20 protein-coding genes are annotated in these 21699 nt (G+C 66.3%); 4 read left to right on the top strand and 16 right to left on the bottom strand.

Translation table 11 applies throughout. The annotated features are described in order from the left end of the window. Window positions 1–143: 143 nt before the first annotated feature. The 3 genes from L995_RS16600 to L995_RS16590 are packed head-to-tail and all read right to left on the bottom strand — an operon-like array spanning window position 144 to window position 2895. Window positions 144–1157 (bottom strand): Bug family tripartite tricarboxylate transporter substrate binding protein, encoded by a 1014-nt coding sequence (locus L995_RS16600; protein WP_047472685.1) that lies wholly within the window; start codon window positions 1155–1157, stop codon window positions 144–146. Between the two features lie 42 nt (window positions 1158–1199). Next, a complete protein-coding gene (locus L995_RS16595) occupies window positions 1200–1697 on the bottom strand; it encodes a MaoC family dehydratase (RefSeq protein WP_047472684.1) in 498 nt (165 codons plus the stop codon). Window position 1698: 1 nt separating this feature from the next. Then, window positions 1699–2895 carry a CaiB/BaiF CoA transferase family protein gene (locus tag L995_RS16590; RefSeq protein WP_047472683.1) on the bottom strand — a complete coding sequence of 399 codons (1197 nt, stop codon included), beginning with the start codon at window positions 2893–2895 and terminating at the stop codon, window positions 1699–1701. 83 nt (window positions 2896–2978) lie between these two features. Between L995_RS16590 and L995_RS16585 the strand changes: the two genes are divergently transcribed. Further along, complete coding sequence (locus L995_RS16585) at window positions 2979–3869, top strand: LysR family transcriptional regulator (protein WP_047472682.1); 891 nt, start codon at window positions 2979–2981, stop codon at window positions 3867–3869. Window positions 3870–3992: 123 nt separating this feature from the next. Here the strand turns inward: L995_RS16585 and typA are convergent, their stop codons facing one another. The 9 genes from typA to L995_RS16540 all read right to left on the bottom strand — a co-directional run bounded on the left by typA (window position 3993) and on the right by L995_RS16540 (window position 15074). Continuing rightward, window positions 3993–5822: a translational GTPase TypA gene (gene typA / locus L995_RS16580; RefSeq protein ID WP_026062109.1), complete on the bottom strand. Its 1830-nt coding sequence runs from the start codon at window positions 5820–5822 to the stop codon at window positions 3993–3995. Between the two features lie 23 nt (window positions 5823–5845). Continuing rightward, window positions 5846–6811: a tRNA pseudouridine(55) synthase TruB gene (truB, locus tag L995_RS16575; protein WP_047472681.1), complete on the bottom strand. Its 966-nt coding sequence runs from the start codon at window positions 6809–6811 to the stop codon at window positions 5846–5848. A gap of 4 nt (window positions 6812–6815) precedes the next feature. Continuing rightward, window positions 6816–7187: a 30S ribosome-binding factor RbfA gene (rbfA, locus tag L995_RS16570; protein WP_016448883.1), complete on the bottom strand. Its 372-nt coding sequence runs from the start codon at window positions 7185–7187 to the stop codon at window positions 6816–6818. 6 nt (window positions 7188–7193) lie between these two features. After that, on the bottom strand, window positions 7194–10049 hold the full coding sequence (infB, locus tag L995_RS16565; protein ID WP_016448884.1) for a translation initiation factor IF-2: 2856 nt from the start codon (window positions 10047–10049) through the stop codon (window positions 7194–7196). Window positions 10050–10072: 23 nt separating this feature from the next. Beyond that, entirely contained in the window at window positions 10073–11560 is a 1488-nt protein-coding gene (gene nusA, locus L995_RS16560; protein WP_016448885.1) for a transcription termination factor NusA, read from the bottom strand. A gap of 86 nt (window positions 11561–11646) precedes the next feature. Next, the gene (rimP, locus tag L995_RS16555) at window positions 11647–12225 is read right to left on the bottom strand and encodes a ribosome maturation factor RimP (RefSeq protein ID WP_047472680.1); all 579 of its coding nucleotides are present in this window, start codon (window positions 12223–12225) and stop codon (window positions 11647–11649) included. A gap of 278 nt (window positions 12226–12503) precedes the next feature. Further along, complete coding sequence (locus tag L995_RS16550) at window positions 12504–12905, bottom strand: thioredoxin family protein (protein WP_016452383.1); 402 nt, start codon at window positions 12903–12905, stop codon at window positions 12504–12506. Window positions 12906–12915: 10 nt separating this feature from the next. Further along, complete coding sequence (locus tag L995_RS16545; protein WP_047472679.1) at window positions 12916–14250, bottom strand: c-type cytochrome; 1335 nt, start codon at window positions 14248–14250, stop codon at window positions 12916–12918. Continuing rightward, window positions 14247–15074 carry a c-type cytochrome gene (locus tag L995_RS16540; RefSeq protein ID WP_047472678.1) on the bottom strand — a complete coding sequence of 276 codons (828 nt, stop codon included), beginning with the start codon at window positions 15072–15074 and terminating at the stop codon, window positions 14247–14249. Before L995_RS16540 ends, L995_RS16545 begins: the two co-directional genes overlap by 4 nt. A 168-nt stretch (window positions 15075–15242) precedes the next feature. Between L995_RS16540 and L995_RS16535 the strand changes: the two genes are divergently transcribed. Both L995_RS16535 and L995_RS16530 read left to right on the top strand, forming a co-directional pair. Next, on the top strand, window positions 15243–16232 hold the full coding sequence (locus tag L995_RS16535; protein ID WP_047472677.1) for a DnaJ C-terminal domain-containing protein: 990 nt from the start codon (window positions 15243–15245) through the stop codon (window positions 16230–16232). Beyond that, the gene (locus L995_RS16530; RefSeq protein WP_047217228.1) at window positions 16229–16564 is read left to right on the top strand and encodes a MerR family transcriptional regulator; all 336 of its coding nucleotides are present in this window, start codon (window positions 16229–16231) and stop codon (window positions 16562–16564) included. Before L995_RS16535 ends, L995_RS16530 begins: the two co-directional genes overlap by 4 nt. Before the next feature lie 89 nt (window positions 16565–16653). Here the strand turns inward: L995_RS16530 and L995_RS33865 are convergent, their stop codons facing one another. Continuing rightward, window positions 16654–16815, bottom strand: coding sequence for a hypothetical protein (locus L995_RS33865; protein ID WP_012204826.1), 162 nt, complete (start codon window positions 16813–16815; stop codon window positions 16654–16656). Window positions 16816–17062: 247 nt separating this feature from the next. On the opposite strand from L995_RS33865, the gene L995_RS16525 reads away from it, so the two are divergent. Further along, entirely contained in the window at window positions 17063–17689 is a 627-nt protein-coding gene (locus L995_RS16525) for a lipocalin family protein (RefSeq protein ID WP_016448892.1), read from the top strand. Window positions 17690–17713: 24 nt separating this feature from the next. On the opposite strand, the gene L995_RS16520 is transcribed toward L995_RS16525, so the two are convergent. The 3 genes from L995_RS16520 to L995_RS16510 all read right to left on the bottom strand — a co-directional run bounded on the left by L995_RS16520 (window position 17714) and on the right by L995_RS16510 (window position 21674). Then, window positions 17714–19402, bottom strand: a complete 1689-nt coding sequence (locus L995_RS16520) for an ABC transporter ATP-binding protein (protein WP_046240372.1) — start codon at window positions 19400–19402, stop codon at window positions 17714–17716. Next, window positions 19399–20472 (bottom strand): ABC transporter permease, encoded by a 1074-nt coding sequence (locus L995_RS16515; RefSeq protein WP_082001570.1) that lies wholly within the window; start codon window positions 20470–20472, stop codon window positions 19399–19401. Before L995_RS16515 ends, L995_RS16520 begins: the two co-directional genes overlap by 4 nt. Window positions 20473–20645: 173 nt before the next feature. Then, the gene (locus L995_RS16510) at window positions 20646–21674 is read right to left on the bottom strand and encodes a microcin C ABC transporter permease YejB (protein ID WP_016448895.1); all 1029 of its coding nucleotides are present in this window, start codon (window positions 21672–21674) and stop codon (window positions 20646–20648) included. Window positions 21675–21699 lie beyond the last annotated feature (25 nt).

The following is a 21699-nucleotide window of genomic DNA, read 5'->3' as shown; positions in this document are numbered from 1 at the left end:
TTGTTGCTATGCATGCCCTGCCCCGGCAGCCCGGGGCGATGAGCCGCAACCATAGCTGAAAATCCGCGCCCACCCCTGACAAACAGGTGCCAATTTGCGCAAGTGCACGACAGGGCGGGCAGCCGCCGCGCACCGCAGCGCACTCAGTCCAGAGAGACGCCCGTGCTCTTGACCACGCCGGCCCAGCGCTTGATCTCGCTGCGGATGTAGGCGCCGTATTCCTCGGGCGAGGAGCCCAGGCCTTCGGCGCCCTGCAGCTGCAGCTTCTCGACCACGCCCGGGTCCTTGAGCGCGCGCATCAGCTCCTGGTTGAGCCGCTGGATGATGGCGGCTGGCGTCTTAGCGGGCACCATCACGCCCTGCCAGGCCCCGGCCTCGAAGCCGGACATGCCGCTTTCGGCCAGCGTGGGTACATCGGGGAAGTTGGGCAGGCGCTTGGAGGAACTCACGGCCAGCAGCTTGAGCCGTCCCTCCTTGATGAAGGGTGCGACGGAGTTGATGGTGTCGGTCATGAAGTCGATCTGCCCGGCCACCAGATCCACGTCGGCCGGCGCGCTGCCCTTGTAGGGCACGTGGCTGGCCTCGATCTGGTAGTGCTGCACGACCTGGAAGACCGCCAGGTGCGTGACATTGCCGTTGCCGGCCGAACCATAGGACAGCTGGCCCGCCTTGTCCCTGGCATGGCGCACGAACTCCTGCACGTTCTTCACCGGCAGCTTGGGGTTGACCACCAGGCCCAGCGGCACCACGGCCGTCAGCGCCACGGGCATCAGGTCCTTGTTCACGTCGTAGCTCATCTTCTTGTAGAGCGACGGGCTCAGCGCAATGGACGAGGTGTTGTAGAGCACGGTGTAGCCATCGGGCGCGGCCTTGGCCACCAGGGCGTTGCCGATGTTGCCGTTGGCGCCGGGCCGGTTGTCCACGATCACGGTCTGGCCCAGTTGCTGGCCGACCTGCTGGGCCAGCACGCGCGCCACCAGGTCGGTGGGCCCGCCCGGCGGGAAAGGCACGACCAGCGTGATGGGCTTGCTGGGCCAGGGCTGCTGTGCCAGGGCCGCTCCCGGCACTGCCGCTGCGGCTGCCATGCAGGCCGCCACGGCGGCCAGCACCCTGCGCCGCCCTTGTCTGCCTGCGGCCTTGTTGCCTTTCTTGTCCATGCTGTTGTCTCCTGGTGTCGTTATGGGAATTCTTTTGTCCGCCTAGCTGCGCCCTGCCAGCAGGCGCACGGCCGTGTATTCCATGACCTTCTGGTGGCCCTGGTTGAAGACCTCGATGCGCGAGGTGACGACGGCGCGGTTGCCCTTGGAGGTGGGCCTGATGGCGGTGACCTCGACCAGCGCCTCGATGGTGTCGCCCACCAGCACGGGGCCGAGGATCTTCTGGTGCAGCTCCAGCATGGCCAGGCCCGTGCCCTGGATCATGCTTTGCAGGATGAAGCCTTCGATCAGCGCATAGGTCATGGCGCCCGGCACGGGGCGGCCGGCAATGGCGCCGCCGTCGTAGCCCTCCTCGATGAAGATGGCCTCCAGCATGCCCGTGGCATTGATGAAGGCGACCAGGTCGGATTCGGTCACGGTGCGGCGGAAGGTGCGCAGTTGCTGGCCGACCTGCAGGTCCTGCCAGAAAAAGCCCTGGCCCATGCGGGGCACGGCGTTCCAGGCGGCGCCAGGGTGGGGCTGCGGGGTGTTCACTGTCATCTCATGTCTCCTGTTGCGTGGTCTGCAGGCCGGCGATGCGCTCGGCGCTCCAGCCCGCCTGGGCCAGCAGCGCCGCCGTGTGCTCACCCAGGCGCGGGGGCATGCCCATGGGCACCTGCAGGCCATCCATGCGCACGGAGGAGCGAGGCAGGTGCACGGTGCCCATGGCGGGGTCGTGCAGCGGCACGAAGAACTTCGTGGCCTGCAGATGCGGATCGGCGGGAAGCTCATCCATGCGCGCCACCGGGGCGGCGGGAATCTCCAGGCGCTGGCAGGTATCGAGCCAGTACTGGGTGCCGTGCAGGGCCACATGCTCGCCTGCGGTCTCCAGCAGCTCGGCAATGTGGGCCGTGCGGCTGGCCTGGCTGGCAAAGCGCGCATCCAGGGCCAGCTGCGGCTGGCCCACGGCGGCGAAGAAGCGCTGCCAGTGCGCATCGGTGTACGGCATCATGCAGACGTGGCCGTCCAGCGTTCGGTAGGGCTTGCGCCAGGGCGCCATCACGCGCGGGTAGCCTGCGCCGCTGAGCGCGGGGCTGAAGTGCATGCCGTAGAAATGCTCGACCAGGTTGAAGCCCACCATGGTCTCGTACATGGGCACTTCGACAAAGCAGCCGTGGCCGCTGCGCTCGCGCTGGAACAGCGCCGCCAGCACGGCATGCGCGGCCACCAGGGCGCAGGTCTTGTCGGCCGCGATGGTGGGCAGGTAGCGCGCCTCGCCCGTCTGGCGCTCCATCAGGTCGGCCAGGCCGCTCATGCCCTGGATGACGTCGTCGTAGGCGGGCATGCCCGCATAGGGGCCGTCCTCGCCAAAGCCATGCAGGCCTGCGTAGACCAGGCGCGGATAGCGCTCGCGCAGCGTGTCGGGGTCCAGGCCCAGCGGGGCCAGCTTCTGCGGGCGCATGCTGTGCATGAACACATCGGCCGTGGCCAGCAGCGCATGCAGGGCCTGGCGCGCCTCGTCCTGCTTGAGATCGAGCACCACGCTCTTCTTGCTGCGGTTGGTGCCCATGAACATGGCTGCCATGCCGGGCTCCACGGCCGGGCCGGTGTGGCGCGTGGAGTCGCCGGCCGGCGGCTCGATCTTGATGACTTCGGCGCCATAGTCGGCCAGCACCTGGCTGGCCAGCGGCCCGAACACCACGCTGGACAGATCCAGCACCCGAATCCCTGTCAACGCAGCCTGCACTGTGGTCTCCATGTTGCTTCAGGGAGCCAGTATTTGATATCTTTGAAGTCGCGTCTAAGACTTAATTCAGCATCGCTGATACACGGTGGATATCAATGGACCTGCGCCAACTGCGTCACTTCGTCATCCTGGCCCGCACGCTCAACTACCGGCAGGCGGCCGAGCAGCTGCACATGTCGCAGCCGCCGCTGTCCCAATCCATCCGCCGGCTCGAAGACAGCCTGGGCGTGCAGCTGTTCCAGCGCGACCGCCGGGGCACGGAGCTGACCGAGGCAGGCCGGGCGGCCCTGGAAAGTGCCGAGCTGGCACTGCACCATGCGCGCCAGGTGCAGGAGGTCTCGCAGGCCACGGCCAGCGGCGAGCGCGGCCGGCTGCACATAGGCTTCATAGGCTCGGCCACGTTCTCGCTGATTCCACGGCTGGTGCAGGCCTTTCGCAGCGAATATCCGCTGATCGACCTGGTGCTGACCGAATCGACCACGCGCGAGATCTGCGCGCAGGTGGCCAGCGGCGATTTCGATGCCGGCCTGCTGCGCTACCCTGTGACGCAGGCCACCGAGCTGTCCATCACGCCCGTGGAAAAGGACGAACTGGTGGCCGTGCTGCCCGAAGGCAACCCGCTGCTGCAGCGGCCCGCCTTGCGGCTGCGGGATCTGGCCGACCAGCCCTTCGTCAACTACCGCCCCAGCGAAGTGCCCGGCCTGCATGCGCTGGTGGTGCTGGCCTGCCAGAACGCGGGCTTCATGCCCCAGGTCAAGCAGCATGCGGTGCAGGCCCAGACCCTGGTCAGCCTGGTGGGCGCGGGCCTGGGCGTGGCCCTGGTGCCGGCCGTCGTGGCCAAGGGCAGCACGCCGGGCGTGGTGTTCCGCACGCTGCAAGACGCCGGGACCCTGCCCTCCATCGGCCTGGCCCTGGCGCTCAACCCGCACCAGAGCGCAGCGGCCGGCCAGCGCCTGCGCGAATTGCTGCTGCGGCTGAACGCCTGACGGACGGCCTGGCGGACGGCGTGGCAGAAGCCGCCGCAGAAAAGACAAAGGCCGCGGATGCGGCCTTTGACAATCAGGGCGACGAAGCCGGCTGGCTTGCGCGCGCCCTCGGCGCCACGGCGCTTATGCGCCTGCGCGCGAAGCGCGCTTGCGCTCGTTCTCGGACAGGTGGCGCTTGCGCACGCGGATGCTCTTGGGGGTGATTTCCACCAGCTCGTCGTCCTCGATGAATTCCACCGCGTATTCCAGCGACAGGTCGATCGGGGGCGTGATCTTGATGGCATCTTCCTTGCCGGACACGCGGAAGTTGGTCAGCTGCTTGGTACGCGTGGCGTTGACCACCAGGTCGTTGTCACGGCTGTGGATGCCGATGATCATGCCTTCGTACACGGGATCGTTGGCCTTGACGAACATGCGGCCACGGTCGTCCAGCTTGCCCAGGGCGTAGGTGAAGATTTCGCCTTCGTCCATGGAGATCAGCACACCGTTCTTGCGGCCGCCGATTTCGCCCTTGTGCGGCTCGTAGCTGTCGAAGATGTTGGAGATCAGGCCGGAACCACGGGTCAGGTTCAGGAATTCGTTGGTGAAGCCGATCAGGCCACGCGCAGGAATGCGGTATTCCAGGCGCACGCGGCCGCGGCCATCGGGTTCCATGTTGACCAGCTCGCCCTTGCGCTCGCCCAGGGCCTGCATCACGCCACCCTGGTGGCCTTCCTCGATGTCGGCCGTCACCAGCTCGATGGGCTCGTGGCGCACGCCGTCCACGTCGCGGTAGACCACGCGGGGCTTGGACACGGCCAGCTCGTAGCCTTCACGGCGCATTTCTTCCAGCAGGATGGTCAGGTGCAGTTCGCCGCGGCCCGACACTTCGAAGATGCCGTCTTCGTCGGTTTCCTTGACACGCAGGGCCACGTTGGAACGCAGTTCCTTTTGCAGGCGGTCCCAGATCTGGCGGCTGGTCACGAACTTGCCTTCACGGCCCGCCAGCGGCGAGGTGTTGACGCAGAAGTTCATGGTCAGCGTGGGCTCGTCGATCTTGAGCATCGGCAGCGGCCGGGGGTTCAGCGGGTCGGTCAGCGTGACGCCCATGCCCAGGTCGGCGATACCGTTGACCAGCACGATGTCGCTGGGGCCGGCTTCGGTCACCTGCACGCGGTCGATGCCCTGGAACTTCAGCACCTGGTTGATGCGGCCCTTGTAGCTCTTGCCGTCAGGACCTTCCATGACCAGCACGTCGGTCGAAGGCTTGAGCGTGCCGGAGGTGATGCGGCCCACGCCGATGCGGCCCACGAAGGTGGAGTAGTCCAGCGCCGAGATCTGCATTTGCAGCGGAGCGGCGGGATCGCCCTTGACCGAAGGCACGTGCTTCAGGATGGTGTCGAACAGGGCCGACATGTCGGGGCCCCACTGCTCGCCCGGAGCGCCTTCTTCCAGCGAGGTCCAGCCGTTGATGCCCGAGGCGTACACCACGGGGAAGTCCAGCTGCTCGTCGGTGGCACCCAGCTTGTCGAACAGGTCGAACGCGGCGTTGACCACGTAGTCGGGACGCGCACCGGGCTTGTCCACCTTGTTGACCACGAGGATGGGCTTCAGGCCCAGGGCCAGTGCCTTCTTGGTCACGAAGCGCGTCTGGGGCATGGGGCCTTCCTGCGCGTCGATCAGCAGCACCACGCCGTCGACCATGGACAGGGCACGCTCCACTTCACCGCCGAAGTCCGCGTGGCCGGGCGTGTCGAGGATGTTGATGTGCGTGTCGTTCCAGCTCACGGCGCAGTTCTTGGCCAGGATGGTGATGCCACGCTCGCGTTCGATGGCGTTGTTGTCCATCACCGTGTCCACGACTTTCTCGTGTTCGGCGAAGGTTCCGGATTGGCGCAGCAGCTGGTCCACCATGGTGGTTTTGCCGTGGTCCACGTGGGCGATGATCGCGATATTGCGGATTTGTTTGCTCATAGTGTTTTCCCATTGCCGCTGCGTCATGGGCGCGGCGTGTCTTCCAAAATCTGTTGAATTTCCAGTGAACTGAGCAGGCGGGCGGGGATGAGTTCCCCACGCACCACGCGCCCCACCCCCAGCAGAGCCTGGGGGTTTTCGCCATACACAGCCACCGCCTCGGCATCGGCCCAAGCGCCCTTGCGGGGCAGGCCCGTGAGAAAACGGGCCGCATCTTGCTCGCCCAGCGTGACAGCCGTGTGGCTGGCCAGCAAGGCATCGACAGGCTGCAACTGCTGCAGACGCTCGTCCTCGCCCATGGCGGCCAGCGCCTCCAGCGAGATACAGCGCTCGACACCCAGCCCGCCGGTGTCGATACGGCGCAGCGCGCGCAGGTGCGCGCCGCAGCCCAGGGCCTCTCCCACGTCCTCCGCCAGCGTGCGGATATAGGTGCCCTTGCTGCAGGTCACCAGCATCCGGATCGCCGGCTGGCCTTGGCTGTCTTGCGTCAGCGAAAGCTCCAGTGCGTGGATTGTCACTTCGCGCGCCGGACGCTCGACTTCGATGCCGGCACGCGCATATTCATAGAGAGCCTTGCCGTCCTTCTTGAGGGCGCTGTACATGGGTGGCACCTGGCGGATCGCACCCGTGAACTGCGCCTGCACGGCGGCCAATCGCTCGGCCGTGAGGGCGGCGAAGTCAACGGCGCGCTCGCGCAGCACCTCGCCCTCGGCATCGGCCGTGGTCGTGGTCTGGCCCAGGCGCGCAATCGCCTCGTAGGTCTTGGCAGCTTCAAGCTGCAACTGGCTGAACTTGGTCGCCGCACCGAAGCACAGCGGCAGCACGCCGGTGGCCAACGGGTCCAGCGTGCCGGTGTGTCCGGCCTTTTCGGCGCGCAGCAACCACTTGACCTTCTGCAAGGCGTCGTTGCTGGACAGCTCCAGCGGTTTGTCGAGCAGCAACACCCCATGCACAGGGCGCCGCTGCACCCTTGTGCGTGGCGCGTTCATGGGGCTACTCTTCCTTCCCGCGCGAGGAGACGGCCTTGGCGATCAAGGCGTTCATGTCGGCCGCACGCTCGGTGGTGCGGTCGTAGATGAAGTGCAGCGTGGGCACGGTATGGATGTGCAGGCGCTTGAACAGGCCGTTGCGCAGGAAGCCTGCGGCCTGGTTCAGGGCGTCCTGCGTCTCCTGCGGATCGCCGATCAGCAGGCTGAAGTAGACCTTGGCGTGGGCATAGTCCGGAGTCACCTCCACGCTTTGCAGCGTCACCATGCCCACGCGCGGGTCCTTCAACTCGCGTGCGATCAGCTCCGCCAGATCCCGCTGGATCTGGTCGGAGACTTTGAAGCTGCGGTTCGGCGCAGCGGACTTGCGTGTTGCCATGTCGAATTACAGCGAGCGCGCGATTTCCTTGATCTCGAACACTTCGAGCACGTCGCCTTCGCGAATGTCGTTGTAGTTCTTGAGCTTGATACCGCACTCGAAGCCTTCCTTGACTTCCTTGACGTCGTCCTTCAGGCGCTTGAGCGATTCGATCTCGCCCGTGTAGATGACCACGTTCTCGCGCAGCAGGCGGAAATGCGCATTGCGCGTAACCTGGCCTTGCGTGATGTACGAGCCAGCCACGGTGCCGATCTTCGACGCCACGAACACGGTACGGATCTCGGCCATGCCGATGATCTCTTCCTTGCGCTCGGGAGCCAGCATGCCGGACATCGCTGCCTTCACCTCTTCGACGGCGTCGTAGATGATGTTGTAGTAGCGCAGGTCCACATCGTTGCTCTCGGCCGTCTTGCGCGCCTGGGCATCGGCCCGGACGTTGAAGCCGATGATGATGGCCTTGGAGGCCAGCGCCAGGTTCACGTCGGACTCGCTGATGCCGCCCACGCCCGAGTAGACCAGCTGCACGCGGATCTCTTCGGTGGAGAGCTTGAGCAGCGATGCGCCCAGTGCTTCCTGCGAGCCCTGCATATCGGCCTTGACGATGATGGGCAGGGTCTGGACCTCGCCCGCACCCATTTCGGCGAACATGTTCTCGAGCTTGGCAGCCTGCTGGCGGGCCAGCTTGGTGTTGCGGAACTTGCCGGCGCGGTAGGTCGCGATTTCGCGGGCGCGGCGCTCGTCCTGCAGCACCATGAAGTCGTCGCCGGCCTGGGGCACGTCGGACAGACCCTGGATTTCCACCGGGATGGAGGGGCCAGCGGACTTGGTCTGCTTGCCGTCTTCGTCCAGCATGGCGCGCACGCGGCCGTAGGTCTGGCCTGCCAGCACCACGTCGCCCACCTTCAGCGTGCCGGACTGCACCAGCACCGTGGCCACGGGGCCGCGGCCCTTGTCCAGCTGCGCTTCGATGACCAGACCCTTGGCAGCGGCTTCCACGGGAGCGGTCAGCTCCAGCACTTCGGCCTGCAGCAGGACCTGTTCCAGCAGCTCGTCGATGCCCTGGCCGGTCTTGGACGACACGGCGATGAACGGGGACTCGCCGCCGTACTCTTCAGGCACCACCTGCTCGGCCACCAGGCCTTGCTTGACGCGGTCGAGGTTGGCATCGGGCTTGTCGGCCTTGGTGATGGCAACCACGATGGGCACACCCGCCGCCTTCGCGTGCTTGATGGCTTCCTTGGTCTGGGGCATCACGCCGTCGTCGGCAGCACACACCAGGATGACGATGTCGGTGGCCTGTGCACCACGGGCACGCATGGCCGTGAAGGCCTCGTGGCCCGGGGTGTCCAGGAAGGTGACGATGCCGCGGGGCGTCGTCACATGGTAGGCACCGATGTGCTGGGTGATGCCGCCGGCTTCGCCCGACGCAACCTTGGTGCGGCGGATGTAGTCCAGCAGCGAGGTCTTGCCGTGGTCCACGTGGCCCATGACGGTGACCACGGGGGCGCGCGACTCCTGGGCAGCTTCCTGCTGGGACACTTCCTCGGCCGTGAAGGCTTCGGGATCGTCCAGCGCAGCGACCTTGGCGGTGTGGCCCATTTCCTCGACCACGATCATGGCCGTGTCCTGGTCCAGGGGCTGGTTGATGGTGACCATCTGGCCCATCTTCATCAGCACCTTGATCAGCTCGGATGCCTTGACCGACATCTTGTGCGCCAGCTCGGCCACGGTGATGGTCTCGGGCACGTGCACTTCAATGGCACGGAATTCCGTTGCCGCGCTCTGGTGCTGTCCGTCATTGCGGTCATTGCCACGACGCCCGCCACGCGGGCCGCCGCGCCAGTTGGAACGGCCGCCCACGCCACCGGAGCTGTCGCCACGGGTCTTGATTTCCTTCTTCTTGCCATCGCCGGCCCAGCTCGAGGAGAGCTTGGCGGACTTGACTTCCTTGCCGGCGCCGGCAGGCGCGCGCGCACCGGCTCCGCCGGCGGTCGTGCCAGCGGGCTTGTGCAGCGTGGTCTTCTTGGCATCGGCGGCAGCAGGCGCTGCAGGCTTTGCCACGGGCTTGGGCTCTTCGGGCTTCTTGGCCACGAGCACCTTCTTGGGCGCAGCCATCATGGCGCGAATGGCTTCGGCTTCGGCCAGCGCCTTGCGGCGGCGGTCTTCCAGATCCTTGGCGCGTTCGGCTTCCTCGGCCGCACGGGCCTTGGACTCTTCCTCGGCCTTGGCGCGTGCCGCGAGCTGGGCTTCGGCGCGCGCTATCTGGCCGGCAGCCTGCTCGCGCGAGGCTTCCTGCTTAGCGCGGTTGGCCTCGACAATCTTTGCGGCTTCGGCAGCCGCATAGGCGGCTGCGCGCTCTTCGGCTTCGCGCTCGCGCTGTTGGACTAGCTCGCGCTCTTCGCGCTCACGGCGTTGCTGTGCCAATTCTTCCTCCTCCCGGCCGATCATTTCGGCCTGGCGACGTGCTTCCCCTTCGCGGCGCACCAATTCCTGAGATTCGCGCTCCGACGCCGCGCGCTGCTCCTGGGCAGCCGCAACGGCAGCGGGATCGGAGGCGCCTTCGGCGGCCTCGTCGCGCTTGACGAAGGTGCGCTTCTTGCGCACTTCCACCTGGATGGTGCGGGCGCGGCCCGACGAATCGGCCTGCTTGATCTCGCTGGTGGACCGTTTGGTCAGCGTGATCTTCTTGGCGCCACTTCCGTGGCTGGCCTGCAGATGGCTGAGCAGTTGCTGCTTGTCGCCGTCGGTCAACGCATCCGATGCGTTGTCCTTGGCGACGCCTGCAGCCTTGAGCTGCTGCAGCAACGTGTCAGGGGTCTTGTTGAGCTCTTTTGCAAACTCGGCAACCGTATTACTGGACATAAATGCTCTGAACCTCCCTGACCTTACTCTTGCCCTTCGGTGAACCAGTGCTCACGCGCCTTCATGATCAAAGCCTTCGCTTCTTCCTCGGTCTGCCCGGTCAGCTCGGTCAACTCATCGATGGCCAGATCGGCCAGATCGTCGCGAGTGTGCACATTGGCCTCGGCCAGCTTGTCCACGATCTCCGGAGTCATTCCCTCGAGCGTCAGCAGATCCTGCGACACCTTGCCCACGTTTTCCTCGTGCGCGATTTCCTGCGTCAGCAGGGCATCCTTCGCACGGGTGCGCAGCTCGTTCACCGTCTCTTCGTCGAACGCCTCGATTTCGAGCATTTCCTGCAGCGGCACGTAGGCCACTTCTTCCAGGGTCTCGAAACCTTCCTCGATGAGGATGTTGGCGATTTCCTCGTCCACATCGAGCTTTTCCATGAACAGCTGGCGCGCAACGGCAGACTCGTCCGCCTGCTTTTGCGCAGACTCAGCCGCGTCCATGATGTTGATCTTCCAGCCGGTAAGCTCGGAAGCCAGGCGAACGTTCTGGCCGCCACGGCCGATGGCGATGGCGAGGTTTTCCTCGTCAACCACCACGTCCATGGCGTGCTTTTCCTCGTCCACAACGATGGACGACACATTGGCCGGAGCCAGCGCACCGATCACGAACTGTGCGGGGTCCTCGGACCACAGCACGATGTCCACGCGCTCGCCAGCCAATTCATTGGTGACGGCGTTGACGCGGGTGCCCCGCACGCCGACACAGGTGCCGATGGGATCGACACGCTTGTCATGGCTGAGCACGGCGATCTTGGCGCGGCTGCCGGCATCGCGAGCGCAGCTCTTGATCTCCAGCAGGCCCTGCTCGATCTCGGGCACTTCGTTGCGGAACAGCTCGACCATGAACTCCGGCGCCGAACGCGACAGGATGATGGGCGCGCCGCGCAGCGTGGCGTCCACTTCCATGATCATGGCCCGCACGCGGTCGCCGTTGCGCAGGTTTTCCTTGGGGATCATTTCGCTGCGGCGCAGGCGTCCTTCGACACGGCCGGCCTCGACGATGATGTCGCCCTTGTCCATGCGCTTGACCGTGCCCGTGAAGATCCGGTCGCCGCGCGACAGGAACTCGTTGAGCAGCATTTCGCGCTCGGCATCGCGGATCTTTTGCAGGATGACCTGCTTGGCCGCCATCGCACCGATGCGGCCGATGGGCACCGACTCGATCTCTTCCTCGATGTACTCGCCTTCGGAGATGCCGGGGACGCGGTCCTGTGCGTCCATCAGCATTTCTTCGGCATCGGGGTTTTGCAGGCCCGCATCATCGGGCACCACCAGCCAGCGGCGGAAGGTGTCGTAGTTACCGCTGTCGCGATCGATGGCCACGCGGATGTCCACTTCACCTTGGTACAGCTTCTTCGTGGCTTGGGCCAGGGCCGATTCCACTGCACCGAACACCAAATCGCGCTCCACGTTCTTTTCGCGCGAAATGGCTTCTACCAACATCAACAATTCGCGATTCATGCGACGACTCTCCTATTTCAATCACGCAGAAAGGGGATGGCAATGCCCTTCTGCCCCAATGATTCGACGTACCCTGCCCGCTCCGATCAGACCGGCTTGGCAGAACGCCCCTTGAAATCCACAAGGGGAGCCAGACGCGCCTCGCGCAGCTCCTCCAGCGTGAAACCCAGCGCCTGCAGGGGCGCGGGAACACGCTTCTTGCTGACCCTCTGGCCAGGCTTGGCGGGTGGCTCGTCGCTCCAGACGATCTGCCAGCCACCACCTTCGGCACGCTCCAGCGTGCCGCGGAATTTCTTGCGATTGGCGCTGACCTGCCCTTCAGCGGCAGCGCCGATGGGCTCCTTGAGGGTCAGGTCGATGACTTCCCCGACAAAGCGGATGAAGTCCTGCTCATGCCGCAGGGGGCGGTCGATGCCCGGGGAGGAGACCTCGAGGCGCGTGTAATCCGTGCCATCGACCTCCAGCGCGAACTGCAGCTGGCGCGTGATCTTCTCGCAGTCCTCGACTGTCACGAACTGCTCCGGCACCACCGGCTCGCCCTCCACCGGGGGCTGCCAAGGCAAATCAATTGTGACGCGCAACAGCCCGCCTGCCGAGCGTTCTATTTCCACCAGGTCATAGCCCAGACCTGTCACGGTTTGTTCAACGATTTGCTGTAGTGCCACGTGTAATTAAATTCAATCCTGCAAACACAAAAGACCCGGAACGCCCCTGGAACCTTGGCAGCAGCCATGTCCCAACAGCGCCGAGCCCCATGGCAATCCCTAAGGTCGCCCGAAGATCGCCCAAAAAAAAGGGCGGTTGGTACCCGCCCGTTTGGTCGTGAATATGCCATTGTATCCGCAAACGACCTCCAGGCCAAGTTCGCGCCGTACAAAAACAGGCGCTGGCAGGCACTGCGCAAGGCAGCCCAGGCCAGGGCGGACACCCCTCCGCCGGATGCTCAGGCGCCCACGCGCTCAAGCGCCTGCGCCGACTGAAGCCGCCGCAAAAGGGCCTGCGCTTCGGCGGGGTCGGCCGGGGCCGCGCCAGGGTCCTGGGCCAATGACTGCAGCATGCGCGCCACAACGCCCGGCTGGGGCAGCACCGGCCCCAGAAAGCGCGCGCGCTCGCCGTCAGCGATCAGCACAGAGGGAAAGGTTTCGATGTCCAGGTCCCCGGCCACATCCTCGCGGTCCTCGACATCAAGCCAGACGAAGTGCATCTGCGGGAACTGGGTGGCCAGCTCCGCAAACGCGCTCCGGTACTGGTTACAAACGCCGCACCATTGCGCACACAGGCAAACCACCCACCAGGGGCTGGCTGCCGCGCTGTCGTCCGGCAGCTTGCCGGCCATTGAATCCATGGAAAACCTCTCAGAAACCACGCCCTTCCCGGGCGCGATAAACCTCCATGGTACCGATTTCCGCCGCCTTGTTGCCCCAGGCATTGCGCACATAGCTGGCCACGGCGGCCACCTGTGCGTCAGACAGCACATGGCCAAAGGGCGGCATGCCATGCGGCTGCGGCTGTTGCCGCGTGGACGGGGGATAGCCACCGTCCAGCAGCACCAGCAGCAGGTTGCGCGGCTCGGCCATGGTCACGGAGGCATTGCCGGCCAGCGCAGGAAACGCGCCCGGTGTTCCCTGGCCCTGCGCACCATGGCAGACCGCGCACTGCCGTTCGTACACGGCCCGCCCCAAGGCCATCTGCCCGGGCTGCACAGCCTTGATGGCGCCGTGCCCGTCTGTGCCGGCAGATGGGGCAGCAGCGCCCTGCTCCTGCAGATAGGAAGCCAGCGCCTGCAGATCCTTTGGCTGCCAGTGCTGGGTGCTGCGCGCCACGACTTCGGCCATGGGGCCCAGTGCCGAGCCTGAAGGGCCGGACCCCGTCTGCAGCAACTGCACCCAGGCGGACTCCTGGCCGGCACGCACACCCGCCTCGCCGGGATCGAGCAGCGAAGGCGCATACCAGGACTGCCCTGCCACAAAGCCGCCGGACATGGCCTGGCCGGAGGCACCCAGGCCATTGCGCGGCGCATGGCAGGCCGCGCAATGGCCCAGCCCCTGGGCAAGATAGGCGCCGCGATTCCAGGCCGGGGCCTTCCCTGGCTGGTCCTGCCAATCCTTCGGCGAGAAGAACAGCGCCCGCCAGACGGCCAGCGACCCCTGCCAGCCATAGGGAAAGTCCAGCGCATGCGGCGGCGTCTGCGCGCGCACGGCGGGCAGGCTTTGCAGATAGGCGAACAAGGCGTCCGAATCGGCGCGCGTCACGCGGGTGTAGCTGTCATACGGGAAGGCGGGATACAGCAGGCGCCCTTCGCGCGAGCGCCCGTTGTGCAGCGCACGCCAGAAGTCCTGCGCCGACCACAGTCCCAAGCCCGTCTCCTTGTCGGAGGTGAGATTGCTGGTGTACAGCGTGCCGAACGCGGTGGGCAAGCCCCGCCCGCCCGCATATTCGGCACCGCCCGCCGCCGTGTGGCAGCCAGCGCAGTTGCCTACCCGCGCAAGGTAGGCGCCGCGCTCGACCAGGGCGGCCTGTGTTTCGGTCGATCCCGACCAGCCGCCGTGGCCATAGGCATGAACCCCCTGCTCCCCCCGCAGGTTGAGCCAGACCAGCAGCAGCCCCACCAGGACCAGGACCACAAGAGCCAGCAGGGGCCACCGCCCGCGTACGCTCGCGCTGGCCGGATTTTCCACTTGGATACTCATGGCCTGCCCTCCTGACCGCCCACAGCGGCCACCGCACCGCAGCGCAGCGGCAAGGAGCGCGCCAAGGCCTCATGTCCTCCCGGCGTCGCCGATGCAGGCCGCGACGACAGCCATGCCGTGACGGCCACGACTTCCTGCGGCGTCAGCGCCTTGGCCACCTGGTCCATGCAATCGGGAGCGGCCGCCTGACGCTGGCCCGAGCGCCAGGCGCCGATCTGGCTGTTGAGATAGTCGCGTGACAGGCCCAGCAGACCCGGGATATCGTCGCCCGCGCCCATGAGCCGCTGGCCATGGCAGGCAGCACAGGCGGGCAGGCCCCGCTGCGCGTCGCCCTGCAGCACCAGCTGCTCGCCACGCGCGAGGTCGGCGGGCGGCAGCTGCGCCGGCACGGGCGACGCATAGGGCAGCTCAAGGCTTGCGAAATGCACGGCGATCTGGCGCAGATAGTCGTCCGACATGAATTCGATCAGCCGGTTCATGGCCGGATAGCTGCGGCGCCCCTGCTGGAAATTCTTGAGCTGGCGGTAAAGATAGCCCGCAGGCTTGCCCGCAATGCGAGGAAAGTAGCCGCTGGGTGTGGCCCGTCCCTCGGGACCATGGCAGGCCGTGCAGGCCAGCACCCTGGACGCCATGGAGCCCACATCGGGCAGAGGCGCACTGACCACGGCGGGGGGCAGGTCCGCCATCGGCACGCCCGGTGCCGGCTGGGCGGACTGCGCCATCACGCCGCATGCACAGGCCGCCAGCCATGCGCCCAGCACGCTCCTTGCCCCCTTGACGCCTGAAAGCCCTGTCCCGTACCGCCATCGCCTGCCATGTGCCATGTCCGACGCCTCCTTTTGCGTCCTGCCGACGCGCGAATGTAGTAAACCCGTCACAAGATGCCAGTCCAGCAGGAAAAGGCCCATCGGTTGAGACCCTGCCATGACCGGGCTATGCTGGCTTCTGGCTTGTCCAGAACATCGCCCGCAAGGGCTGGAGGACGGAAATTCATGGAATACAAGGACTACTACCGCATCCTGGCCGTGGACCGGCAGGCCAGTGCTGACGAGATCAAGAAGGCCTACCGCAAGCTGGCGCGCAAGTACCACCCGGACATCAGCAAGGAAGCGGATGCCTCGCAACGCATGGCCGAGATCAATGAAGCCAACGCCGTGCTGTCCGATCCCGAAAAGCGTGCCGCCTACGACGCGCTGGCCGATGCGCCCCGCCGCAGCGCAGGCGCCGGCGGATTCCAGCCGCCACCGGACTGGGAAGGTCAGGACTTCCACTTTCGCAGCGGCGATGGCGCCATGCCGGACGGCGATGCGGATTTCAGCGAATTCTTCTCGCAGATGTTCGGCCAGGGCGCCCGCGCGCGCCATGCGGGCGGCGGGCAGCACCGACCTCCACCCGACCTGCGGGGGCAGGACCAGCACGCCAGCATCGAGCTGGACCTGCTGGACAGCTACCACGGCGCCCAGCGCAGCCTGCACCTGCGCAGCACGGTGCTGGATGAGGACGGGCGGCCGGTGGCGCGGGACAAGGAATTGCAGGTCAGCATTCCCAAGGGGGTGCGCGAAGGCCAGATGATCCGTCTGGCAGGCCAGGGGGGCCCGGGCCTGGGCAACGGTCCGGCAGGCGATCTGCTGCTGGAAGTGCACCTGCGCCACGACCCGCGCTGGTGGGCCGAGGGCAAGGATGTCTACCAGCCCGTGTCCCTGGCTCCCTGGGAAGCCGCACTGGGCGGCCCGGTCCGCGTGGCCACCATTGCCGGTGAATTCGAGGTCAGCGTGCCCGCGGGCAGCCGCGCTGGCCGCAAGCTGCGCATCAAGGGCAAGGGCTTGCCAGCCGCCACGCCGGGCGACCTGTACCTGGTGCTGGGCATCGCCCTGCCCGAGCCCAAGACCGACGCCCAGCGCCAGGCCTATACAGCACTGGCCCAGGCCTTTCCTTCGTTCGATGCCCGCCAGCACGCAGCGGGCCAAGGAGCCACGCGATGAGCACGCCGCTGTATCCCTTCTACGAGCCCGCAGAACTGCTGGGCGAAGGCGCTCTGGACCTGCAGGATCTCGCCCGCCACTGCCAGCGCAACACCGCCTGGGTGGTGGAGCGCGTGCAGACCGGGGTGCTGTACTGCGAGAACGAGCCGGCCGGCGACGCGGCCGACGCGCAGGCACAGTGGCGCTTCAGCAGCCACATGCTGGTGCGTGCGCGCCGCATAGCCCATCTGGAGCACAGCTTCGATGCCGACCCTCAACTGGCCGCGCTGACGGCGGACCTGATCGAGGAAGTGCAGATGCTGCGCCGCAAGCTCCAGGCACTGCAGCACTGAGCGCATTCGCCCCAAAAGCAAAAGCCCTCTTTCGAGGGCTCTTGCTTTCGGAACGCGGCCGCAGCAGTCATGCATGCGGCCAGCCGTGCTCAGCGGTGACGCTTGCCGGGGTTCTTCTTGGTATGGGTGTGGGCGCCACGGGCGCGGCTCACGCGCTGGCCACGGCCGGGCGTCGGCAGGGTGACGCCGTTGGGCAGGGGAGGCTGGGGAGTGAACTTGCGGTCGGCTTCGGTAACGATCTTGTTGCCCATGGCATTTCCTTCTTCAAAAAAATGAGAACGCGCAATTAGGCCATAGACCTGCAGGCCCGCGCATAAAAAAACACATGGCCTGCTCCGGCATAGGGAAAGTTCCTGCGTTGCGCAGCCCGCACAGCCGCAGTTCCGGCAGCGCCGGCCTACACCGCGGCCCGGCGTTCTGTCCTAAAGTAGGAGCACGCTGCCAAGCGCACATGATGCCCCTGGCATGCGCTCCTGCCTGAACACGGAGTTCCGCACGATGTCACCCCGCCAACCACGCACAGAAGTCACCACCCCGTCCACACCCCGCCCTGCCTGGGTTCGGCCCGCGGCAGGCCTGGCTGGGCTTGCCGTCGGGGCCGCTGCAGCCGCCTTGCTTTGGAAGGGCCTGCGCAACCCGCCCATTCCTGCCACAGTGGAGCCCGTACGCGGCTGGGACATCCAGCGCTACATGGGCCGCTGGTACGAGGTGGCCCGCATAGACCACCGCTTCGAAAAAGGCCTGGAGCGCACCCAGGCCGAATACACGCCGCTTCCCGATGGAAGCGTGCATGTGCTGAACCGGGGCTACGACGCAGGCCGCCGGCGCTGGAAGTCCGCTGAAGGCAAGGCCCGCACGGTGCATGGACCCGGCGTTGCGGCGCTCAAGGTCTCGTTCTTCGGACCGTTCTACGGCGGCTACAACGTGGTGGCCCTGGATGCCGACTACCGCTGGGCCATGGTGGTCGGCTCGGACCTGCGCTATTTCTGGATTCTTTCGCGCACCCCTGAACTGCCCGATGGCGTGGCAGCGCGCCTGCTGGCCCAGGCCCGGCTGCTGGGCGTGCCCGTGGACAAGGTGCAGTGGATTCTTCAGGACGGTGTCAATCCCACGGGCAGCTGGTAGCGGCCCGGCGGCAGGCCGGCGAACTCAGAACCCTTCGGGCATGCCGTCACCCGAAAAGCCAGCAGCCTCCACCAGCCGCTGGGTATAGGACTCACGCGGCGCGCCCAGCACCTGGGCCACGGGGCCGGATTCGACGATGGCGCCATCCTTCATCACCACCACGTCATGGGCCATGGCGCGGATCACGTCCACATCGTGCGTGATGAGCAGATAGGCCAGGCCACGTTCGCGCTGCAGCCGCTGCAGCAGGCCCAGCACCTGCTGCTGAATGGTCACATCCAGCGCACTGGTGGGCTCGTCAAGCACCAGCACTTCAGGCTCCAGCACCAGGGCACGCGCAATGGCGATACGCTGGCGCTGGCCCCCGGAGAACTCATGCGGATAGCGATCGAGCAGACCGGGGAACTGCTCATCCGTCAGCCCGACGGCAGACAGCATGTCCACGACACGGTCACGGCGCTGCCGCCCCGTGAGCGCCGGGGCGTGCACGCGCAGGCCCTCGCCAACAATCTGCTCCAGCGTCAGCCGTGGCGACAGCGATGAATACGGGTCCTGGAACACCACTTGCACCTTGCGCCGCAGCGCAAGATTGGCCGGCGAGTTGCGCGTGGCCGGCTGCCTCCAGGCCTGGCCAGCGATGCGCAGTTGGCCTTCATGCGGCAGCAGGCCCAGCACGGCCTGGGCCAGCGTGGACTTGCCCGAGCCCGACTCCCCGACCACACCCACGGTGCGCCCGGGCATCAGGTCCAGGTCGGCGGACTGCACGGCAACAAAACGCCCCTGGCCAAACCAGCCGCGCACGCCCGTCAACGGCACCGGGTAGCTGACCTTGAGGCCCTGCGCATGGACCAGCGGCTCGGGAGCCGCCCCCGGTGTACCGGCCTGCGCCTCGACCAGATCGCGGCGCGGCACACTGGCCAGCAGCTTGCGCGTGTAGGCATGGCGCGGAGCTGCCATGACCGCCGGCACCTCGCCCTGCTCCACCAGCTGCCCGCGCTCCATCACCGCCACGCGATCGGCAAAGCGCCGCACCAGGTGCAGGTCGTGGGTGATCATCAGCACGGCCATGCCGGTCTGGCGTTGCAGGTCATCGAGCAATTGCAGGATCTGTCCGCGCAGCGTGACGTCGAGCGCCGTGGTCGGCTCATCGGCCAGCAGCAGGCGCGGGCTGCTGGCCAGTGCCATGGCGATCATGGCGCGCTGACGCTGGCCGCCGCTGAGCTGATGCGGAAAGGCGCGGGCACGGCGCACGGGCTCGGCAATGCCCGTGGTCGCCAGCAGTTCGGCCGCCTGGGCCAGGGACTGCGCCCGCGTCAGCCCCTGCTTGAGGCGCAGCACCTCGCCCACCTGTTCGCCCACGGTCATCAGCGGATTGAGCGCCGTCATGGGCTCCTGGAAGATCATGGCTACGTCGCCGCCGCGCACGGCCCGCATCTCGCGCTCGGGCAGGCGCAGGAGGTCGCGGCCGTCGAAAAGCGCCTGCCCGCCCAGCTGGGCGTCACCGGCCAGCCGCAGCAGGGACAGCGCCGTGATGGTCTTGCCCGAACCGGACTCACCCACCAGCGCCAGCTTCTCACCGGCCGCCAGATCGAAGCTCACGCCGTGCACCACGTCCTTGCTGCCAAAGCGCACGCGCAGGTTGCGCACAGACAGCAGCGTCCGGCCGCGACCGGGGGCGGAAGGCATGTCCATTGCCGGCTGCTCTGCGTTCATGCGGCGTCCTTCGCATCAACGGCCGGGGCTGCATCGGTGGCAGCGGCCTTGCGCGGGTCCAGCGCATCGCGCAGCGCATCGCCCATGAAGGTCAGCAGCAGCAGCGTCACCACCAGCACCGCAAAGGTGGACAGCGAGATCCACCAGGCATCGATGCTGTTCTTGCCCTGGCTCAGCAACTCGCCCAGGCTGGGCGTATCGGGCGGAACGCCCAGGCCCAGGAAATCAAGCGAAGTCAGCGCCAGGATGGCTGCACTCATGCGAAACGGCAAAAAGGTGACCACGGGCGTCATGCTGTTGGGCAGCAGATGGCGCCAGATCAGCGCGCCATTGCCCACGCCCAGCGCACGCGCCGACTTCACGTAGTCGAGCTGGCGGTTGCGCAGGAATTCGGCCCGCACATAGTCCGACAGCCCCATCCAGCCGAACAGCGACAGCAGCACCAGCAGCAGCGAGACGCTGGGCGCCAGCACCGCGCTGAAGATGATCAGCAGATACAGCTCGGGCATGGAGCCCCAGATCTCGATGAAGCGCTGAAACGCCAGATCGGTCCTGCCGCCGAAAAAGCCCTGGATGGCCCCCGTCACCACGCCCAGCACCACGCCGGAGGCCGTCAGCGCCAGCGCAAACAGCACGCTCACGCGAAAGCCGTAGATCAGTTGCGCAAGCAGATCGCGCCCGCGATCGTCCGTGCCCAGCAGGTTCTCGCGCGAGGGCGGCGCCGGATTGGGCAAGCTCGCAAAGTAGTTGAGCGCCTGCGGCCCGTAGGGATTGAGCGTGTACAGCGCCCAGTTGCCACCCTGGCTCAGGCGATCCCGGATGTAGGGATCCAGATAGTCGGCCGCCGTCTCGAAGTCGCCGCCGAAGGTCTTCTCGGAATAATCGTTCCACAGCGGCCAGTAGGTCTGGCCTTCGTAGCGCACCACCAGGGGCCGGTCGTTGCTGATCAGCTCGGCGCCCAGGCTCAGCACCACCATCACGCAAAAAGCGACCAGGCTCCAATATCCCAGCCGATTGCGCCTGAACCGCAGCCAGGCCCGCCGCGCCGGCGAAACCGCCGCCGCCGCCATCGGTGCAGGCGCCCCAGCCCCTGGCAGCCCCGTTCCAGAAACCACAACGGATTGCATTTCAGTGTCCATGTCGCTCCAGGAAACGAAGCCCGGCGCCACGCGCCGCCCGTCCGCCCCCCGCGATACAGGGCGCCGTGCATACCGGGCAAGCCGCGAAGCGGCTCGGAAGGTACCTAGTCAAACCGTACACGCGGATCCACCCACACATAACAAAGATCGCTGACCAGCTTGGTCACCAGGCCGATCAGCGTGAACAGGTACAGCGTGCCCAGCACCACGGGATAGTCGCGCCGTATCACGCTGTCATAGCTGAGCAGGCCCAGGCCGTCCAGCGAGAACAGCGTTTCTATCAGCAGCGAGCCCGTGAAGAAGGCACCGATGAAGGCGGCCGGAAAGCCGGTGACGATGGGAATCAGCGCATTGCGCAGCACATGCCGATAAAGCACCTGCCGCTCCGACAGGCCCTTGGCGCGGGCTGTCAGCACATATTGCTTGCGGATCTCTTCCAGAAAGGCATTCTTGGTGAGCATGGCGGTGATGGCGAAGCTGCCCGCCACCATGGCCGTGACCGGCAGCGCGATATGCCATAGATAGTCCACGATGCGCGCGCCCCAGGACAGCTCATCCCAGTTGGCCGAGGTCAGCCCGCGCAGCGGAAACCATTGCAGCTGCCCGCCGAAGATCACCAGCAGCGCCACGCCCAGCACAAAGCCCGGAATCGCATAGCCCACCAGGATCAGCAGCGTGGTGAAGAAGTCGAAACGCGAGCCGGCACGCACGGCCTTGGCAATGCCCAGGGGCACGGCCACGAGGTAGCTGATGAAAAAGGTCCACAGGCCCAGGCTGGCCGAGACCGGCAGCTTCTCCTTGATCAGCTGCCAGACATCCTTGTTCTGAAAGAAACTGCGCCCCAGGTCGAACCGCGCGAACTGCCCGAGCATCTGGAAGAAGCGCTCATGGGCCGGCTTGTCAAAGCCGTAGAGTGCCTTGATCTGCTCTATGCGCTGGGGGTCCACCCCCTGGTTGCCACGGTAGGCCAGGCCACCGCCTTCGCCGCCACGGCCCACGCTGGCCTTGGCTTCGGCAAGGTACTGCTCCACCGGGCCACCGGGCACGAACTGCACGACCACGAAGGTCAGCAGCAGCACGCCCAGCAGGGTCGGCACCATCAGCAGCAAGCGTTTGAGTATGTAGGCCCACATAAGAAGTCCTGCATTATGTCGATTG

Origin of the sequence: Delftia sp. ZNC0008, assembly GCF_000799035.1 — a bacterium.
GTDB classification, from domain to species: domain Bacteria; phylum Pseudomonadota; class Gammaproteobacteria; order Burkholderiales; family Burkholderiaceae_C; genus Comamonas; species Comamonas tsuruhatensis.
This window is presented reverse-complemented; position numbering and strand designations above follow the sequence as displayed.

Excerpts from the sequence above, each read along its gene's own strand:
- L995_RS16600 (WP_047472685.1), bottom strand. The coding sequence starts at position 1,157 with ATGGACAAGAAAGGCAACAAGGCCGCAGGCAGACAAGGGCGGCGCAGG.
- L995_RS16595 (WP_047472684.1), bottom strand. The coding sequence starts at position 1,697 with ATGACAGTGAACACCCCGCAGCCCCACCCTGGCGCCGCCTGGAACGCC.
- L995_RS16590 (WP_047472683.1), bottom strand. The coding sequence starts at position 2,895 with ATGGAGACCACAGTGCAGGCTGCGTTGACAGGGATTCGGGTGCTGGAT.
- L995_RS16585 (WP_047472682.1), top strand. The coding sequence starts at position 2,979 with ATGGACCTGCGCCAACTGCGTCACTTCGTCATCCTGGCCCGCACGCTC.
- typA (WP_026062109.1), bottom strand. The coding sequence starts at position 5,822 with ATGAGCAAACAAATCCGCAATATCGCGATCATCGCCCACGTGGACCAC.
- truB (WP_047472681.1), bottom strand. The coding sequence starts at position 6,811 with ATGAACGCGCCACGCACAAGGGTGCAGCGGCGCCCTGTGCATGGGGTG.
- rbfA (WP_016448883.1), bottom strand. The coding sequence starts at position 7,187 with ATGGCAACACGCAAGTCCGCTGCGCCGAACCGCAGCTTCAAAGTCTCC.
- infB (WP_016448884.1), bottom strand. The coding sequence starts at position 10,049 with ATGTCCAGTAATACGGTTGCCGAGTTTGCAAAAGAGCTCAACAAGACC.
- nusA (WP_016448885.1), bottom strand. The coding sequence starts at position 11,560 with ATGAATCGCGAATTGTTGATGTTGGTAGAAGCCATTTCGCGCGAAAAG.
- L995_RS16550 (WP_016452383.1), bottom strand. The coding sequence starts at position 12,905 with ATGGATTCAATGGCCGGCAAGCTGCCGGACGACAGCGCGGCAGCCAGC.
- L995_RS16545 (WP_047472679.1), bottom strand. The coding sequence starts at position 14,250 with ATGAGTATCCAAGTGGAAAATCCGGCCAGCGCGAGCGTACGCGGGCGG.
- L995_RS16540 (WP_047472678.1), bottom strand. The coding sequence starts at position 15,074 with ATGGCACATGGCAGGCGATGGCGGTACGGGACAGGGCTTTCAGGCGTC.
- L995_RS16535 (WP_047472677.1), top strand. The coding sequence starts at position 15,243 with ATGGAATACAAGGACTACTACCGCATCCTGGCCGTGGACCGGCAGGCC.
- L995_RS16530 (WP_047217228.1), top strand. The coding sequence starts at position 16,229 with ATGAGCACGCCGCTGTATCCCTTCTACGAGCCCGCAGAACTGCTGGGC.
- L995_RS33865 (WP_012204826.1), bottom strand. The coding sequence starts at position 16,815 with ATGGGCAACAAGATCGTTACCGAAGCCGACCGCAAGTTCACTCCCCAG.
- L995_RS16525 (WP_016448892.1), top strand. The coding sequence starts at position 17,063 with ATGTCACCCCGCCAACCACGCACAGAAGTCACCACCCCGTCCACACCC.
- L995_RS16520 (WP_046240372.1), bottom strand. The coding sequence starts at position 19,402 with ATGAACGCAGAGCAGCCGGCAATGGACATGCCTTCCGCCCCCGGTCGC.
- L995_RS16515 (WP_082001570.1), bottom strand. The coding sequence starts at position 20,472 with ATGGCGGCGGCGGCGGTTTCGCCGGCGCGGCGGGCCTGGCTGCGGTTC.
- L995_RS16510 (WP_016448895.1), bottom strand. The coding sequence starts at position 21,674 with ATGTGGGCCTACATACTCAAACGCTTGCTGCTGATGGTGCCGACCCTG.